Source organism: Aequorivita aquimaris, from assembly GCF_001573155.1.
In the GTDB taxonomy this organism is placed as follows: Bacteria; Bacteroidota; Bacteroidia; order Flavobacteriales; family Flavobacteriaceae; genus Aequorivita; species Aequorivita aquimaris.
In genome coordinates, this window is record NZ_JRWG01000001.1 from 299422 (window position 1) to 315689 (window position 16268).

Here is a 16268-nt window from a genome sequence, read left to right on the forward strand (position 1 = left end):
CATCGGTACAGATACTTAGCTTTTTATTTTAATCGTTCAAACATGGGGAATTTAATTTTTTAATATAACCCTTTTAAAGCCATTCTCTACTAGTAATCTCTACCTCATTACAAACTATGTCTTTAAAAATAATTCTCAAATTCCAAAATCAAATATAGATCAAGTCAAAACAATCAGGAGTAGGGTGGTTTTCTCTGTCACACTTTTTGTAAAACCCGTCATAACTAAGTGTGGCCCATTGCTTTTTTGTTTAACAAGTATATTTAAGTAATAGGAAAAACAAAAAAAAGCAAAGAGCCACAAATCCGTCTTTATAAGGTACATTCGTAAGGGCTGCGTCTTCCCTAGAAATTAGCTAACAATTAGTTCATTATCATAAAAACAAAAAGTCCGCCAGAGAAAACCACCCCAGGGCTATGTTACATAATGGTCTGTTATAGAAGCAACCGTAAGAAATAAGATAAAAAAACAAAATCCTGCTGCGGTGGTTCTATAACGCCATTATGTAAAATAGCCCAAGCCGCTCACATTCGTCCCACAACCAAGTTTCCACACCTCCATAAAAATTATCCTTCTGTCAAATTCCTCCTCCCCCAGCCGCTCACATTCGGCTATTAAATTACCTTCCCAAAATAGCTTTCTCCATAATTCGACCTCCGAAGCTTCAGCGAAGGAGGAAACAGTCGTCGCCAAAGCCCACCCACCCCATTTAGCGGTTGCAGGAATAGGTGCTGGTAAAATCAAATGTGGGCACTCCAGGCAGGTATCCAAAGCCCTTCAAAAAAAAACGCTACTAATCCTCAAATCCCTAATACCCAATAACCTTAGGGATATCAGCCTTCCACGCCCCTAAAGGAAGAGTGCAGGGTTTCTGGTGCTATCAATATTCCATCTTCAAAAGAAAGCGCCCCGCAGCCACTGTAACAACGAATTCAATATTTAGAAACAATCCTTATGTCTAAACAGATTATGATTATAAAACCTTTCCCGGTGGCCGCGGAGCACTTTCAACATCCTACAGCCCCAAAAACCCTGCATCCTTCCCTATCAAAATCCTCCTTCCCCTCAACAAACATCACCTATTCCTGCGCGAGTTGTCCCGAATTCCGTTAAAAACAAACAACCGCCAAATACCTAAAATTCAAAATCCGTCTGTAAAGTGCCCACCCACCCCATTTAGCGGTTGCAGGAATAGGTGCTGTTACAATCAAATGAGGGCACTCCAGGCAGGTATCCAGAGCCCTTCAAAAAAAAACGCTACTAATCCTCAAATCCCTAATACCAATAACCTTAGGGATACCAGCCTTCCACGCCCCTAAAGGAAGAGTGCAGGGTTTCTGGTGCTATCATATTCCATCTTCAAAAGAAAGCGCCCCGCAGCCACTGTAACAACGAATTCAATATTTAGAAACAATCCTTATGTCTAAACCGGTTATGATTATAAAACCTTTCCCGGTGGCCGCGGAGCACTTTCAACATCCTACAGCCCCAAAAACCCTGCACCCTTCCCTATCATAATCCTCCTTTCCCTCAACAAACATCACCTATTCCTTCGTGAGTTGTCCCGAATTCCGTTAAAAACAAACAACCGCCAAATACCTAAAATTCAAAATCCGTCTGTAAAGTGCCCACCCGCCCCATTTAGCGGTTGCAGGAATAGGTGCTGTTACAATCAAATGAGGGCACTCCAGGCAGGTATCCAGTGCCCTTCAAAAAAAACGCTACTAATCCTCAAATCCCTAATACCCAATAACCTTAGGGCTACCAGCCTTCCACGCCCCTAAAGGAAGAGTGCAGGGTTTCTGGTGCTATCATATTCCATCTTCAAAAGAAAGCGCCCCGCAGCCACTGTAACAACTAATTCAATATTTAGAAACAATCCTTATGTCTAAACAGATTATGATTATAAAACCTTTCCCGGTGGCCGCGGAGCACTTTCAACATCCTACAGCCCCAAAAACCCTGCACCCTTCCCTATCAAAATCCTCCTTCCCCTCAACAAACATCACCTATTCCTGCGCGAGTTGTCCCGAATTCCGTCAAAAATAAGCTACAAACAACACACAATACACAGCCCAGAAACAACTCCATTCAGCAGACAACCGAGAACCGAGAACCGAGAACCGAGAACCGATAACCGATAACCGATAACTGATAACTGATAACAGATAACAGATAATATTTTCAAAAAAAATAAAAAAAGGAAGCAAAGGTAGTAGGCACGCTTATCGAAGCTGTAAAGGTCAGGCCCTCCGGGTTTTGAAAAAAATCTCCACCCTACATCTGTATATCCTCATAATCCTTCATATAAACTGAATACTGCTCACTGACAACCTCGTCCTACTAACCCGGGTAGTATTTTTTCCAAAAACCTTGACAGCTTCGGCGCACCCACTGGGATACAGCTTTCTTTTTTTCTTTTTTCTTTTCCTTTTTCCGAAAAAAATATTGGTGGAGCGAAGCGAAACAAAGAAAGTTTAATCTTTAAAAATGATGTATTATGAAAACTTTCAAAATCAAAACCCACAGACCCGGAGCACATTACAAAACGCCACACTTCTTTATCCTTAATAAAGGGAACAACACCGGCAGACCAAGCTATGGACCAGTTTCAAATTCATTTGTAGTCTTTGCAAATTCAAAGGAAGAAAATGAGCAGCTTTTCTGGATTTGCAACATTTTGTTTACAGGTCAATATTTTAAACCAAGATTGGTCGGTTCCGTTATTCCATTTATCCACATTGGACAAATTCATTACTTATTGAAAAAAGCAAGCAAAAATTATGATGGCCATCATTGGAATGGCAGGTTTAAAGCCCTTAAAAAACTACAAAATATTAGTGAACATCTTAAATATCAAGAAAGATGCCTCAAAGAATATCAAATTGCTTTGATGCAATCTTATAACCTTGATAGAAATTGACACAAAACAGTTAGCCATAAAAAAAGCCCGAATTAATTTTCGGGCTTGATGTGCTCATATAAGGAAATTTACATAATTATTGATTAGTGTTTTTATCCTTGGACTTCCAAGCACTGAAATATGACTTAATCTTTGCAGAAAATACATTTTTCACTACTATTTTCAACGAAAATGAAACCGAAAAACTAATCACCGCGCCAATAAAAGCCAATATTGCAGTTCTTATAAAATCATCCGATCCAAGAACGGGTACGGTGGCCAAAACTGTTCCTCCGCAGGTTCCAACTATTGTAGAAAAAGATTTAAAAGACATTTTTTTTAATTTAAATCTTGATTAGACTTATTTTCCTCACCGCTAGCATCACTCACTACAGCTTGGCTGACAGCAGTTACTACTGTTCCGGCAACAGTTATATAGGTTGCTATTGTCAATAGCACCGCTGGCAATGCCACTGGAGCTGCCAATATAGTCGCTCCAGATATAATCATCCCAATACCTAAGTTTCTTATTATCTTAAAAAATTTAGGTGTAGGTTTTTTATATCTCTCTATTATATTCATAACGCTAAGATTTAATGGTTAATAGTACTTGTTCTTTTCTTTCAAATGCCTGATGGCATAAAGACAATACTTTCTGCATCGCCTGTCGTGAATTGGAACCTCGTCCAACACCTGTCAATTGGCTAACCGGAGCAATGCATCCACGGAGTTCCTCTTTAGCATAATTGGCTGGATGAATCAAAATTAAGCTCCTTTTAAAAACACCTTTTACTAAAAGATGATTTCCGAATTTTTTTGATTGCCGAGCCACTAATTCATAGGTGTATTCTGGAATGCAAGATTCAGAGCGCCTATTTGCAAACAAAGTAAGCTCAATTGTAAAGCACAGAAATTTATTATTTAAGAAGAGGGCACCATTGGTACCCTCCTTGTGATAACTTCGCTGTAATACCAATTCCATAACTTATGGGGTGTCAACAGTAACTACGGCCAGTGCATTAAATGCTCCATTTTTCAAGGGATACATTTGCCCATTGACTTCTTGGTAAAACTCTACCCCAAGCACTTCAATTACAGGCAGCACAGAGTTAGGGGTTAATACCCCGGCCAAATTAATGGCAGCAGTATCTGCAGCAGTGTAGGGCAAAATTCCAGAATCCGCCATCTCGAAAACAAAAATTTCGTTTTCAAAATCCAACTCAGATCCTCCCATAACCAATTTAAAATGGGTAGTACCACCTGGAGCTGCAATTCTAAGCGTAGGGCTAAATGGATCCAAATCCACGGTTACATCTCCTGTAACACGGTCATAACCCACAACATAAGGAGCAAAAAGCGTAGTATTTAATTTCCCGTTGAGGTTAAAATTAAATCCATTCAAAAGGGCCATATCCCCATCTTGAATTGTACGCAATCCACGCTCGTTCACAGGATCGGTTTTCACTACCGCAACAAGGTCCTTAGTAAGTCTACTAGTAACCCGTTTGTCCTTAGCGTTCTGTAACAACACCCTAATAGCATTGCGAATAAGCTTTCCACCTTTTCCGGCCCTTCCAAATTCAGAACCGTTCTCGCGCGTTCTCTGGAATGCGTCATCCGTCAAAATACGTTCTTTCTCAACCCCGCCTTTTTCTCTAGCGAGATGTCCGTCACTTGTTTTGTAAAAAGAAATATCTCCGATAGTCCCTTTTAATTTGATAATACCTTTTTGTCTTGCCATTTCAATAAAATTTTAAGTTCTCAACAAATCACCGTATTTTTACAAAACTTCACGATTTTGACCCTACAACTATTCCGAAAACAACCTCTTTTACCGAAATTTCCGGTAAAAAAAAATATTGATGCTGTATTGATAAAGCATAGATAGTGTATGGATGAAGTATGGATAGTGTATGAAAATTATATTATGAAGTCAGATAGAGTATGTATATTTCCAAAAGACGTCCAACGCATCACTGGAAGAAGTGAGCGCTATGGCAGACTCCTTTTACACCAAATTAGAAAGCATTTTGACAAAGAACCTCACCATTTCATCACCCCAGAAGAGTTCGCAGAATACACAGGATTAAACATAGAAACAGTAAAAGAATTCCTTATCGACTAATAGCAAATACCCCAATTTAAACTTGAAAATCTCCTTATAAAATCCTATCTTTATTAAGAATTCGAAGTCAAATCAATTCAACGCTCATTAAAATAAATGTACCCTAATCGGTTACCCTTATTAAAAAATAAGCATAAGTAACTGATTATCAATATACAATTTACAGGGTGGTCGTTCTGTCATCCCGACTTAACGGAAAATGATCTGGCCTGGCCAGGTCATTTTTTATTTTCAGTAATGTCAAAAGTATTGCTTTTGTAAGTGGATGGATGGGAACGTGAAAAGCGTTCATTTGCCATTTGCACCGAGGATTTCTCAAGGATTATGAAAATCCTGTCATCCCGACTTCATTTCAAAGAGAGCATTGGGAACAGCGACACCCAATACTAACCTCTTATTAAAGGTCTGTTTTACAAAACCTTATCTTCTTATCATACATCAATGCGCAGGTCTATTTTGCGCCGTAGTTTTGTATCAAATAAAAATTCTTAGCATAACAAAACCTTTTAAGACAAATGATGAAACACATTTTTACGTCCGGCACTTATTCTAAACAACTTGATTTATTGCTTTTTATACTTCGGTTGACGGCAGGTATTTTCATGCTTACCCACGGCATGGGGAAATTTCAAACTTTATTCGGCGGTGAGCCAATACAATTTTTAGACCCTCTCGGCTTAGGAGCCACAGCTTCGCTTGCACTTACGGTTTTTGCAGAGGTAGCGTGTTCCATTCTATTAATCTTTGGATTGGGAACCCGCCTGGCCGCCCTACCATTACTAATTACCATGCTGGTCGCAACCTTTATAATCCATAGTAACGATGGGTTCGCAAAACAGGAATTGCCGCTACTCTACGCAGCAATCTACATCACGATTATGGTAATGGGTGCTGGTAAGTATTCTATGGATTACCTGTTATTGAGAAACAAAAAATTAATTCAAACAAATAATAATTAAAACTTAAAAAAATGGAAAAGAAAACAAATTGGTCAGTAGACACCGCACATTCTGAAATCGAATTCAAAGTAAAGCACATGATGATTTCAACAGTAACCGGAAGTTTTAGCGATTTTGACGCCTCTATCGAAGCGGCTGATGACAGCTTTAAAAATGCTAAATTCCGCTTTAGCGCAAAAATTGATTCTATCAGCACAAAAAATAAGGATAGAGACACGCATTTAAAGTCGGATGATTTTTTCAATGCCGAAAAATTCCCAAAACTCACTTTTGAATCAAAATCCTTTGACGGTGAGAAAATGGTCGGCGATATGACTATAAGAGACGTAACCAAGGAAATTACACTTGACGTAGATTTTAATGGAATAGCCGTGGACCCTTACGGGCAGACCAAAGCTGGTTTTGAGGCTACTGGAACCATTAACCGAAAAGATTTCAACCTAAACTGGAACGCGGTAACCGAAGCGGGAAGCATTGTGGTGAGCGATAAGGTTAGACTTATTGCCAATCTTCAATTTATCAAGCAGTAAAAATAGAAAAGGCTTTGGTCTAATCAGTTCTTAGGTTTGAATTTCTTAACTTTAAAAGTTACGAAGGGTTTATATAAACTTTGGCGATGGAAAATTTCCTAAATAACACGAAACGATTAGACCAAAGCCCACTATTTTAAACGAGTTCCAATCCAAAACCAAAAGAGTATGCAAAATCAAATTCAATTGCCAAGCCTTCATTATAAAGGAAATGTAGAAAAGAAAATGACCCTGCATATTTTTTTGCAGATTATGGGAAAGGTCCGGTTAAAAATGACGCCCCGAAAAAACCACTGGTGGTACATTACGGAATATATCGGTACCACTGGGTTTACCACGGGCCCCATTCCCTTTAAATCAGGAACGGAACAATTTGATATTACCTTAAATGTGAAGAAACACCAACTGGAAGTGAACACAAGCGAAGGCCAATCGGAACATTTTCCGCTTAACAATATGCTTACCGTTGCTGACTTTTATCAAAATCTCATGAAGATGTTGAAAAAGGTGAATGTTTCCGTATCCATTGTCGATTTACCGTTTGATTTGGATATCGACAAACCTTTTGATGAAATCACCGAATACCATCACTATGACGAAGATTACACCCACAAGCTATGGAAAACTATGCTTTGGATCAGTAATGTCTTTAAAGAATTCAGTGGACGCTTTTACGGCAAAACCTGTCCCGTCCATCTTTATTGGCACTCTTTAGACTTGGTGGTAACGCGATTTTCCGGAAACGAAGCCCCACCAATGCCCGCAGACGCGAGAATTTCAGATAAAGATGCATACTCGCACGAATGTATAAGTTTTGGATTTTGGGCTGGCGACGAAAATGTACCCGAACCCGCTTTCTATTCCTATACATTCCCTGCACCGGATGGTTTGGAGAAAGAAACCATAAAACCCGCATCGGCACAATGGATTGACAACAATGGCAGCCCCATGGCGCTTCTAAAATACAAGGATTTAGTGAGCACTGATGACCCCAGAGAGGAATTGCTATCGTTTTTGGAATCTACGTATCTCGCGGGTGCCAAAAAGGCGAACTGGGATATTGAAAAACTCAAGGTTCCAGATCTCAAGGAAATGTAATTGCGTATTCAACACTTTCAATAACTTAAAAACACAGATAATTATGACTAAAATAGAACGCGAAGACAACGGAAAGAAAGGACGCTTTGTAATTTATGAAAACGATGAATTTGCCGGTGAAATGACCTTCACCTGGGCCGGCAAGAATAAATTCATAATTGACCATACGGGCGTTGAAGAAGCGTTTGGCGGAAAAGGCCTTGCCAAGCAATTGGTAATGACTGGAGTGGATTACGCACGGAAGCACGATTTAAAGATTATCCCACTTTGCCCTTATGCAAAGAAAACTTTCGATAGGGACGATAGCCTTTCTGACGTACTTGCATAGAGCAGACCTCAAAAACAATTAATAAAAAAAATCATGAAAACCATTTATCATAAAGCAGACAGCAGAGGCCACGCCAATCACGGTTGGTTAGATTCCTATCACACCTTTAGCTTTGCGAATTATTACAATCCGGAACGTATGAACTTCGGCGTATTGCGCGTCCTGAATGACGATACGGTATCAGGAAATATGGGGTTTGGTACCCATCCGCATAAGGATATGGAAATTGTCTCCATACCCTTGGAAGGCGATCTGAGGCACAAGGACAATATGGGAAACGAAACCATCATAAAGGCTGGCGACATCCAAGTTATGAGCGCCGGCACCGGAGTGATGCATTCCGAATACAATAACGATCCCGACAAGCCCGTAAAGTTTCTGCAGATTTGGGTAATTCCAAATAAAATGAACGTTACGCCACGCTATGGACAAATAAACGCCGCAGCCAATGCAAAACCGAATGACTTTCAACAGATCGTTTCTCCAAATAAGGATGATGACGGCGTCTGGATACATCAAGATGCGTGGTTTCATTTGGCAAAATTTGAAAAGGGTATTTCAAAGGAATATTTCCTCAAAAAAGAAGGAAATGGCGTGTATGTTTTTATCCTTGAGGGAAAGGCAAAAATTGGCGAACAAATTTTGGAAAGAAGGGACGGCCTCGGCATCAGCGATACCAATTCATTCAAAATTGAAGCGCTTGAAAACTCCGAAATACTTTTGATGGAAGTGCCCATGAGTCTTCCAAACGCCTAAATGGATTAATTTCTCTTTTTACAAATTTAGGATATTCTTCATAGTAATTTTAAAAAGAATAGAAATCTCAGCATAAAAGTCCAATCGCGCAATATGATATAAGTCATTAATTGTCAGGTAAACATTTCGTATCTTTAACAAATAACGATAAAACTATGAATATGAAAAAATTGACATTAGTACTTTTCGCAATGCTTGCCACGGTGGTAATGAATGCGCAGGATTTAAAATCGAGCGAAGTCCCAAAAAGTTTTACCGAAGGTCTTTTAAAGGTCTATCCCAACGCTACCGATATTGAATGGGAAAGAAGCGGAACGGATTATAAAGTAGAGTTTGAAGTTGGCAAAATGGAGCACGAAATATGGTTCAACAAAGACGGCAATATGGTAAAGGTGGAAAAAAACATTACACGAGCCCAGATTCCAGCAAATTTAATGGAAATCATAAAAAGAGATTATCCCAACTATAAAATTGACTCCGTTGAATCCGTAGAAAAAGGAGGAGATACAACTTATGTAGTTGAATTGGAAAAAAGCTGGAACGAAAGTATTGTAATTACCTTCAACACAAATGGGCAGATTTTAAAGGCTATGCGAGACTAAATTCATAACCGTAAATTTAAAATTGAAGGGGTTGAATTATTTCAGTCCCTTTTTTAATAGGAAAAATTGAAGTCCATTAATTCCAAAAAAGATCAACCATTAAAAAATTGTCACTATGAATACAACATTAAAAAAACTGAAGAATATAAATTCTGAAAATTGCATTACCATAATCCTAAATACCCACAGAACCAAACCGGGATACCTAAAGGACGAATTAACCCTTAAAAATCTAATAAAAGAAGCCGAAGACAGGCTTATGGCAGATACTTTAAAAAAGGATACCACCGCTCTGGCAGACAGGCTAAAAACACTTGCCGCTCAGATTGACCATAGCCATAACCTGGAAAGTTTGTTGCTTTTCGTAAACCACGACATCGCCGAATTTACCCGACTGCCCATACAGGTAACAGACCGCGTTATAATTGACAACACCTTTACCACCAGAGATTTAGTGAGGGCTATGCATATGGAAGCCAATTATTATGTACTGGTTTTGAGCCAGGACAAAGTGCGGTTGATAGAAGCAATGAACGACAAGGTGGTAAAGGAGTTTGGGGCGCCGTTTCCTATGCAAAACACCCAATTCGATAATATAAACACCATGGAACCCGTGGTTTCCTCCAGGCAGCGCAATCTGATTGCCGAGTTCTTTAACAGAGTGGATAAGGAAGTGAATGCCATAAGAAACCAGAACCCGCTTCCGGTTCTGATCTGTACGGTAGGGGAAAATTATCCCGAATACCTGAAGATCGCCGATCAAAAGGACAGTATTTTCGACACCTTTTTAAATAACAACAGAATTGCCGACAAGGCCCAAGCGATTGTATCTGATGCCTGGAAAACAATGGAAGCCCATATCAAAGAAAGAAATGCGGAAAGAAAATCGGAATTGCTGAAAGCGGTTACCCACAACAAATTTTTGAGCGATACTAATGAAATTTTCAAGGCGATCAATGAAGGTCGAATCCAGACGCTCTTTGTAGAAAAAGGCCTGTTCCAACCGGCAGTTTTGGAAAACGGCAAAATTAAATATGTATCAGATGCCGAACGAAATGACAAGGATGTGATTGATGATATATATGACGAAATGATTGAGATGAACATGGATTTTGGCGGCGATGTAGTCTTTCTTCCGAAGGGAGAATTGGCAAAATTCAACGGCTTTGGAGCTATAACGAGATATTAAGAAATGTAAGAAATGAAAGATTCTAAAAAACTGATTGTAATTACCGGAGGCGCCGGAGGCATAGGTCAAGCTTGTGCAAAAGCCTTTAAGGACCACTCTATAATCCTAACCGATTATTCGCAGGAAAAAGTGGATGAAGCCGTAGCAAAATTTTCAAAGGAAGGTTTTGATGTTTCGGGGATTGCCTGCGATATAACCGATAAGAACGATATAAAAAAACTGACGGACTACGTTGCCCAAAAAGGCCGCTTAAAAGCCCTGGTCCATACCGCCGGCGTTAGCGGAACGGTAAAGGACATCAAAAAAGTATATACCATAGATTTGGTGGCGACTGAACTTTTGATTGATGCTTTTTACGAACTTGCCAACACGGGTTCGGTTGCAATCCTGCTTTCTTCCATGATGGCGCACACGGTGCCCGAAAACAAGGAATACGACGCGGCGCTCGCAAACCCACAGGCATCGGGTTCTTTAGAAACCGTAGCCAAATTTGTGAATGACGATTCCGACACTATGTACAATTTCGCTAAACGGGGCGTGCAACTTCTCACACATAAAAACGCCGATAAATGGGGAGAAAAAGGTGCCAGAATTGTATCGGTCTCGCCCGGAGTTATTGAAACCCCAATGGCGCTAAAAGCCGCAGAGGAACATCCCGAAAGAATGGAAATGATTAAACAGGCCACTCCCCTAAAACGCAACGGACAGCCCGAGGACATCGCCGACGTAGTCCAATTTTTGGCGAGTGATGCCGCACGCTTTATTACAAGTACCGATATTTTGTTGGATGGCGGCGTGGTCCACAATATTAAAAAAATGGCATAAAGGTATTTTGGTAGGGCACAAGAAAATTAAATGCCCCCTTTGCGATTTTAACTTAACAATTAAAAAATATAATTATGGAAACATCATTTTTAAAGAGCTTAAAACAAACCATTAAACACTGGTATATTCCGTTGCTCGTGGGTATTTTCTTTGTGGTGGTGAGCATCGTGGTATTTTCCTCGCCGGCGGGTTCGCTCGTGGCCTTATCGTTGCTGTTTGCGCTTTCCTTTTTGTTCAGCGGCCTGTCTGAAAGCATATTCGCGCTTGCCAACAAGGACCATTTGGACAACTGGGGCTGGTCCCTCGCATTGGGCATTATAACGTTGATTGTGGGATTTCTATTATTCTTAAATCCCACTTTGTCGTTAACCGTTCTCGCGTTCTATATCGGTTTTGTAATTCTCTTCCGCTCCATTTCCACAATCGGCTTTGCCATAGATGTCAAAAAATATGGCAGCAAAAATTGGGGCGGTCTTTTGGTATTGGGCATAATCGGTACAATTGTATCATTCATCTTGATATGGAATCCGTTATTCGCAGGCCTCAGTGTTGTAATTTTAGTAGCGCTAAGCTTCCTGTTTGCAGGACTTTTCAGCATTCTATTGGCTTTTCAATTGAGAAAACTCCACAAATCTTCCAAAAGAATATCAGCCAATTTGGTAGAACGGTATGATGCGATTGTGAAAGAAATCCGTGCCGAGTGGGATGATTAATCATTAGTTTAACAATTTTTGAAATATGTAGAATTTTGACAGCTTTTTTGAAACCCATTTATCACGTTTTATGAAGTGGATTTTACTCTTCGAGATTGCTTATATAATTTTGGTCATTTTGGTCATTCTTCGGGTGCTTTATGATACGCGCAGCAGTACCAAGGCATTGGCTTACATTCTGTTTATTTTATTTATTCCTTTCGTAGGAATAATCTTCTATTTTTCCTTCGGAATTAATTATAGAAAACGAAAACTGTATTCCAAAAAAATTGTAGAGGATGAGCCGCTTCGGCAAAGCATCAAAAACCGAATGAACGCCTATTCTGAAACGATAAGCAATTCGGGATTAATCAAAAGAAAGAGTAAGACTTTGGTTGAATATTTACGGAATGCCGGCAACTGTCCGCTTACCGCAAATAACGATGTGAAACTCCTGATAAATGGCGAAGAAAAATTTCCGGAATTATTAAAAGCCATAGAAAACGCCAAATACCACATCCACATTGAATACTATATTTATGAGAATGATGTAACTGGAAAACAAGTGGCCGACCTGCTAATCAAAAAAGCAAAGCAAGGGGTGGAAGTACGTTTTTTATACGATGATTTTGGAAGCCACCGGCTGGGAAAAAAGTTCATTAAAAAATTGCGCGATGCCGGGGTGCAGACCGCTCCTTTTTACAAAATAATTTGGTACGCCTTTGCCAGCCGCATCAATTATAGAAACCATAGAAAAATAGTCATCATTGACGGAATGGTCAGCTTTATCGGGGGCATCAACATGAGCGACAAATATAGAAACGATTTAAACAGGGAAAACCATCTGTTTTGGAGGGACACGCATTTAATGATAAGAGGCCAGGCCAGTGCCTATCTGCAATATCTATTTATGTGCGATTGGAATTTTTGCAGTGCGTCGCATTTGGAATATTCAGAATATTATTTCCCGGACAATACGAACCAGGAAAACTTAGACGATAAGATTGTACAGTTTGCAGCCTCCGGGCCAGACAGCGAGCAACCCGTCATCTTTTACTCCCTTTTGGAGGCCATTAGCTCCGCGAAATCGAGTATCTTTATAACGAGTCCCTATTTTATTCCCGACGAAAGCCTTATGGATGCCTTGATTATTGCCGTGCAAGGGGGGCTAGATGTAAAGATTATTATTCCGGGGGTTTCAGATTCAAGAATGGTGAATGCCGCGGCAAATTCCTATTATTCGGAATTGCTGCAATTCGGCGCAAAAATTTATAGATATAACAAAGGCTTCGTTCACGCAAAGACGATGGTCATTGACGACGATTTGGCCATCGTGGGTTCCGCAAATATGGATTACCGCAGTTTTGACCTAAATTTTGAAGTAAACGCAATGGTTTACAGTAAAGCTACCGCCGCCCAACTGAGGGAGGCTTTTGAAAAAGATTTACAAGAGTCTGAACTCATTGATGCCAAAACCTGGCTGGCTAGACCGACCTATATCCATTTATGGGAGAAGTTGGTGCGCTTGACGTCGCCATTCCTGTAATTTAAAGCAATTGAAAACTAAGAATGAGCTAAATAGAGCAATCTAAATTTATTAAAGTATAAACCATAAAAAATATAAAAAATGAAAAACATTATTATTCCTGTGGATTTTTCAAAACAATCAGAATTTGCGCTGGAAACCGGCGCCATTTTGGCAAAAGAACACGGTGCAACGCTTCACGTTTTGCATATGTTGGAGCTATCTGAATCCATTATTTCAAAATCTGATTCCCAAAATATGAACAAAATGATGTTTATGCTGGCATTGGCAGAAAAGCAGCTCGAGCCGTTTTTGGACAAAAAGTATTTGGAAGGCGTTAACGTAATACCCGTAATAAAGCGCCACAAAGTTTACAACGAAGTGGATGCCTTGGCCCACGAAATAAATGCCGATTTGATAATTATGGGGTCTCAAGGTCTTTCGTTACAGGACGGAATTTTCGCAGGGTCCAATGCCGAAAAAATGGTGCGGAACAGTAGTACTCCAGTGCTCATTATAAAATCGCCGCCAGCGGATTTCAGCCTTAAAAAAGTAATTTTCGCGACGGATATGAGCGTAGAAAGTGTACCCGCCTACAAAAAGGCGAAGTCCCTTCTAACAAAATTGGGCTGTGAAATACAACCCGTTTATGTAAACCGTCCGTTCAATGATTTTCTCAGTTCCAAGCAATTTTCCGCCAAATTGAAAAAGTTTTCCGAAGCCGGGGGAGCAAATGAGGTGAAATTTATTGCCGGACATTCCATCGAGGATGGGCTAATGCAGTATGCTGAAGAAACCAATGCCGACGTAATCGCCATAAGCACCAACGCCAGAAAAGGATTGAATAGGCTTTTGAGAGGAAGTATTTCTGAAGATTTGGCCAACCAATCAAAACTTCCGGTGATGACCTTTAAGTTATAAAATTGGGTCAGAAAAAGTAAACCTGGAATCGGTCGTAAACTGGCAAGATGCTAAACCTTGCGTTTTTTAAAATTCGATTAATTAAAGACCTCCCCTTCTGCACTTACTTTTCAAACTCATGAAAAATTCAACAAAAAGTCTCATTTCAGAAGGCTGTAAACCTTAATCCTTTGGCAAATATTGAGAAGGGTCATACCGATTGACTAAGAAATTTCGTAAATTGATAAGCTATTTAATAACTTTAAAATCAAAAGCAATGGAGGATAAAAAATCAAAACTCACAAGACAGACCGGCGCCCCAGTTGGTGATAACCAAAACTCACAAACCGCAGGACCTCGCGGCCCGATGCTGATGCAGGATGCCTGGTTTCTTGAGAAAATGGCAAATTTTGACAGAGAGGTAATTCCCGAGAGAAGGATGCACGCCAAGGGCTCAGGTGCTTTCGGCACGTTTACCGTTACACACGATATTACCAAATACTCCAAGGCTAAGATTTTTAGCGAAGTGGGGAAAAAGACCGAAATGTTCAGCCGCTTTTCCACCGTTGCGGGAGAAAGGGGCGCAGCCGATGCGGAACGCGATATCAGGGGGTTTGCTCTAAAATTTTATACCGAGGAAGGTATTTGGGATATGGTGGGCAATAACACCCCCGTATTTTTTTTCCGCGACCCAATGAAATTCCCAGACTTGAACCACGCGGTAAAGCGCGACCCCAAAACCAATCTGAGAAGCGCAAACAACAACTGGGATTTCTGGACACTCCTTCCAGAAGCCTTGCACCAAGTTACCATTGTAATGAGCGACCGCGGAATCCCGAAAGGTTACAGGCATATGCACGGCTTTGGGAGCCATACCTATAGCTTCATCAACAAAGATAATGTGAGGCATTGGGTAAAATTTCATTTTATAACCCAGCAGGGTATCGAGAACCTAACTGACAAAGAAGCAGTGGAATTGGTGGGCATCGACCGCGAGTCTTCTCAAAGAGACCTTTTTGATGCCATTGAAAATAAAGATTTTCCTAAATGGAAAATGTTCATTCAAGTAATGACTGAAGAAGAGGCAAAGACCTACCGCTTCCACCCTTTCGATTTGACCAAAGTGTGGTCCAAAAAAGATTTTCCGCTGATTCCGGTCGGTGAATTTGAGTTGAACAGAAATCCCGAAAATTATTTTCAGGATGTGGAGCAGGCTGCCTTCAACCCGACCAATATTGTTCCCGGCATAGGCTTTTCACCAGACAAAATGCTTCAGGGAAGGTTGTTTTCCTACGGAGATGCGCAACGGTACAGATTGGGCGTAAACCATTATCAAATTCCCGTAAATAAACCCACTTGTCCGTACCACGCCTTCCATCGCGATGGGGCAATGCGCGTGGACGGCAACTATGGCGGCACCAAACATTATGAACCAAACAGCTATGGCGAATGGCAGGAACAGCCAAAGGCAAAGGAGCCGCCGCTGGAATTGGACGGCACTGCCTATGCGCACAATTTCAGGGATGACGATGAGGACTACTTCACCCAGCCGGGCGATCTGTTCCGAATCATTAAGGCCGATGGAAAAGAGCAACAATTGTTTGACAATACGGCCGCCCAAATTGGCGGTGCCGAAAAATTTATTCAGATACGCCATATCAGAAATTGCCATAAAGCCGATCCCGAATACGGAGAAGGCGTGGCAAAGGCACTGGGATTAAGTATGGAAGAAGTAAACAGCTTCGATATGACGCCCTATAACAAATGGGCGCCAAAACCTTCTGACGAGACATAATATTTTTATAATTGGACAATACAGAGAAATAATTATAATAGT

The 16268-nt window shown here is 40.5% G+C and carries 20 protein-coding genes; 16 read left to right on the forward strand and 4 right to left on the reverse strand.

Annotated elements, in window-relative coordinates; all coding sequences use genetic code 11:
* The first annotated feature begins 954 nt into the window (after positions 1-954).
* From LS48_RS15260 to LS48_RS01340, 3 genes are all read left to right on the forward strand, one after another.
* Positions 955-1113, forward strand: coding sequence for a hypothetical protein (locus LS48_RS15260; RefSeq protein ID WP_157881705.1), 159 nt, complete (start codon positions 955-957; stop codon positions 1111-1113).
* Between the two features lie 771 nt (positions 1114-1884).
* Entirely contained in the window at positions 1885-2049 is a 165-nt protein-coding gene (locus LS48_RS15265; RefSeq protein ID WP_157881706.1) for a hypothetical protein, read from the forward strand.
* Between the two features lie 451 nt (positions 2050-2500).
* The gene (locus LS48_RS01340) at positions 2501-2923 is read left to right on the forward strand and encodes a DUF6943 family protein (protein ID WP_062619200.1); all 423 of its coding nucleotides are present in this window, start codon (positions 2501-2503) and stop codon (positions 2921-2923) included.
* A gap of 76 nt (positions 2924-2999) precedes the next feature.
* Here the strand turns inward: LS48_RS01340 and LS48_RS15070 are convergent, their stop codons facing one another.
* Genes LS48_RS15070 through LS48_RS01360 form a run of 4 tightly spaced genes read right to left on the reverse strand, consistent with a single transcriptional unit; the run spans position 3000 to position 4643 of the window.
* On the reverse strand, positions 3000-3236 hold the full coding sequence (locus tag LS48_RS15070) for a hypothetical protein (RefSeq protein WP_078056358.1): 237 nt from the start codon (positions 3234-3236) through the stop codon (positions 3000-3002).
* Positions 3237-3241: 5 nt separating this feature from the next.
* Positions 3242-3484: a hypothetical protein gene (locus LS48_RS01350; RefSeq protein ID WP_062619205.1), complete on the reverse strand. Its 243-nt coding sequence runs from the start codon at positions 3482-3484 to the stop codon at positions 3242-3244.
* Positions 3485-3488: 4 nt separating this feature from the next.
* A complete protein-coding gene (locus tag LS48_RS01355; RefSeq protein ID WP_062619207.1) occupies positions 3489-3884 on the reverse strand; it encodes a DUF5675 family protein in 396 nt (131 codons plus the stop codon).
* Between the two features lie 3 nt (positions 3885-3887).
* A complete protein-coding gene (locus LS48_RS01360; RefSeq protein ID WP_062619209.1) occupies positions 3888-4643 on the reverse strand; it encodes a hypothetical protein in 756 nt (251 codons plus the stop codon).
* A 186-nt stretch (positions 4644-4829) separates the two neighbouring features.
* On the opposite strand from LS48_RS01360, the gene LS48_RS01365 reads away from it, so the two are divergent.
* The 13 genes from LS48_RS01365 to LS48_RS01425 all read left to right on the forward strand — a co-directional run bounded on the left by LS48_RS01365 (position 4830) and on the right by LS48_RS01425 (position 16226).
* Positions 4830-5027, forward strand: coding sequence for a hypothetical protein (locus tag LS48_RS01365; protein WP_062619756.1), 198 nt, complete (start codon positions 4830-4832; stop codon positions 5025-5027).
* 515 nt (positions 5028-5542) lie between these two features.
* Entirely contained in the window at positions 5543-5986 is a 444-nt protein-coding gene (locus tag LS48_RS01370; RefSeq protein ID WP_078056359.1) for a DoxX family protein, read from the forward strand.
* An 11-nt stretch (positions 5987-5997) separates the two neighbouring features.
* Positions 5998-6516 carry a YceI family protein gene (locus LS48_RS01375; protein WP_062619213.1) on the forward strand — a complete coding sequence of 173 codons (519 nt, stop codon included), beginning with the start codon at positions 5998-6000 and terminating at the stop codon, positions 6514-6516.
* Positions 6517-6684: 168 nt separating this feature from the next.
* The gene (locus LS48_RS01380) at positions 6685-7614 is read left to right on the forward strand and encodes a DUF5996 family protein (protein WP_062619215.1); all 930 of its coding nucleotides are present in this window, start codon (positions 6685-6687) and stop codon (positions 7612-7614) included.
* Between the two features lie 43 nt (positions 7615-7657).
* A complete protein-coding gene (locus LS48_RS01385) occupies positions 7658-7942 on the forward strand; it encodes a GNAT family N-acetyltransferase (protein ID WP_062619217.1) in 285 nt (94 codons plus the stop codon).
* Between the two features lie 33 nt (positions 7943-7975).
* Complete coding sequence (locus LS48_RS01390; RefSeq protein ID WP_062619220.1) at positions 7976-8698, forward strand: pirin family protein; 723 nt, start codon at positions 7976-7978, stop codon at positions 8696-8698.
* 161 nt (positions 8699-8859) lie between these two features.
* Positions 8860-9300 (forward strand): PepSY-like domain-containing protein, encoded by a 441-nt coding sequence (locus LS48_RS01395; RefSeq protein ID WP_157881707.1) that lies wholly within the window; start codon positions 8860-8862, stop codon positions 9298-9300.
* Positions 9301-9415: 115 nt separating this feature from the next.
* Complete coding sequence (locus LS48_RS01400) at positions 9416-10489, forward strand: AOC03_06830 family ribosome hibernation factor (RefSeq protein ID WP_062619225.1); 1074 nt, start codon at positions 9416-9418, stop codon at positions 10487-10489.
* Positions 10490-10501: 12 nt separating this feature from the next.
* Complete coding sequence (locus LS48_RS01405; RefSeq protein ID WP_062619227.1) at positions 10502-11314, forward strand: SDR family oxidoreductase; 813 nt, start codon at positions 10502-10504, stop codon at positions 11312-11314.
* Positions 11315-11388: 74 nt separating this feature from the next.
* Positions 11389-12027 (forward strand): HdeD family acid-resistance protein, encoded by a 639-nt coding sequence (locus LS48_RS01410; protein ID WP_062619230.1) that lies wholly within the window; start codon positions 11389-11391, stop codon positions 12025-12027.
* A gap of 70 nt (positions 12028-12097) precedes the next feature.
* On the forward strand, positions 12098-13552 hold the full coding sequence (cls, locus tag LS48_RS01415) for a cardiolipin synthase (protein WP_062619231.1): 1455 nt from the start codon (positions 12098-12100) through the stop codon (positions 13550-13552).
* Between the two features lie 81 nt (positions 13553-13633).
* Positions 13634-14452, forward strand: a complete 819-nt coding sequence (locus LS48_RS01420; RefSeq protein ID WP_062619232.1) for a universal stress protein — start codon at positions 13634-13636, stop codon at positions 14450-14452.
* A 256-nt stretch (positions 14453-14708) separates the two neighbouring features.
* A complete protein-coding gene (locus tag LS48_RS01425; protein ID WP_062619759.1) occupies positions 14709-16226 on the forward strand; it encodes a catalase in 1518 nt (505 codons plus the stop codon).
* Positions 16227-16268: the final 42 nt, after the last annotated feature.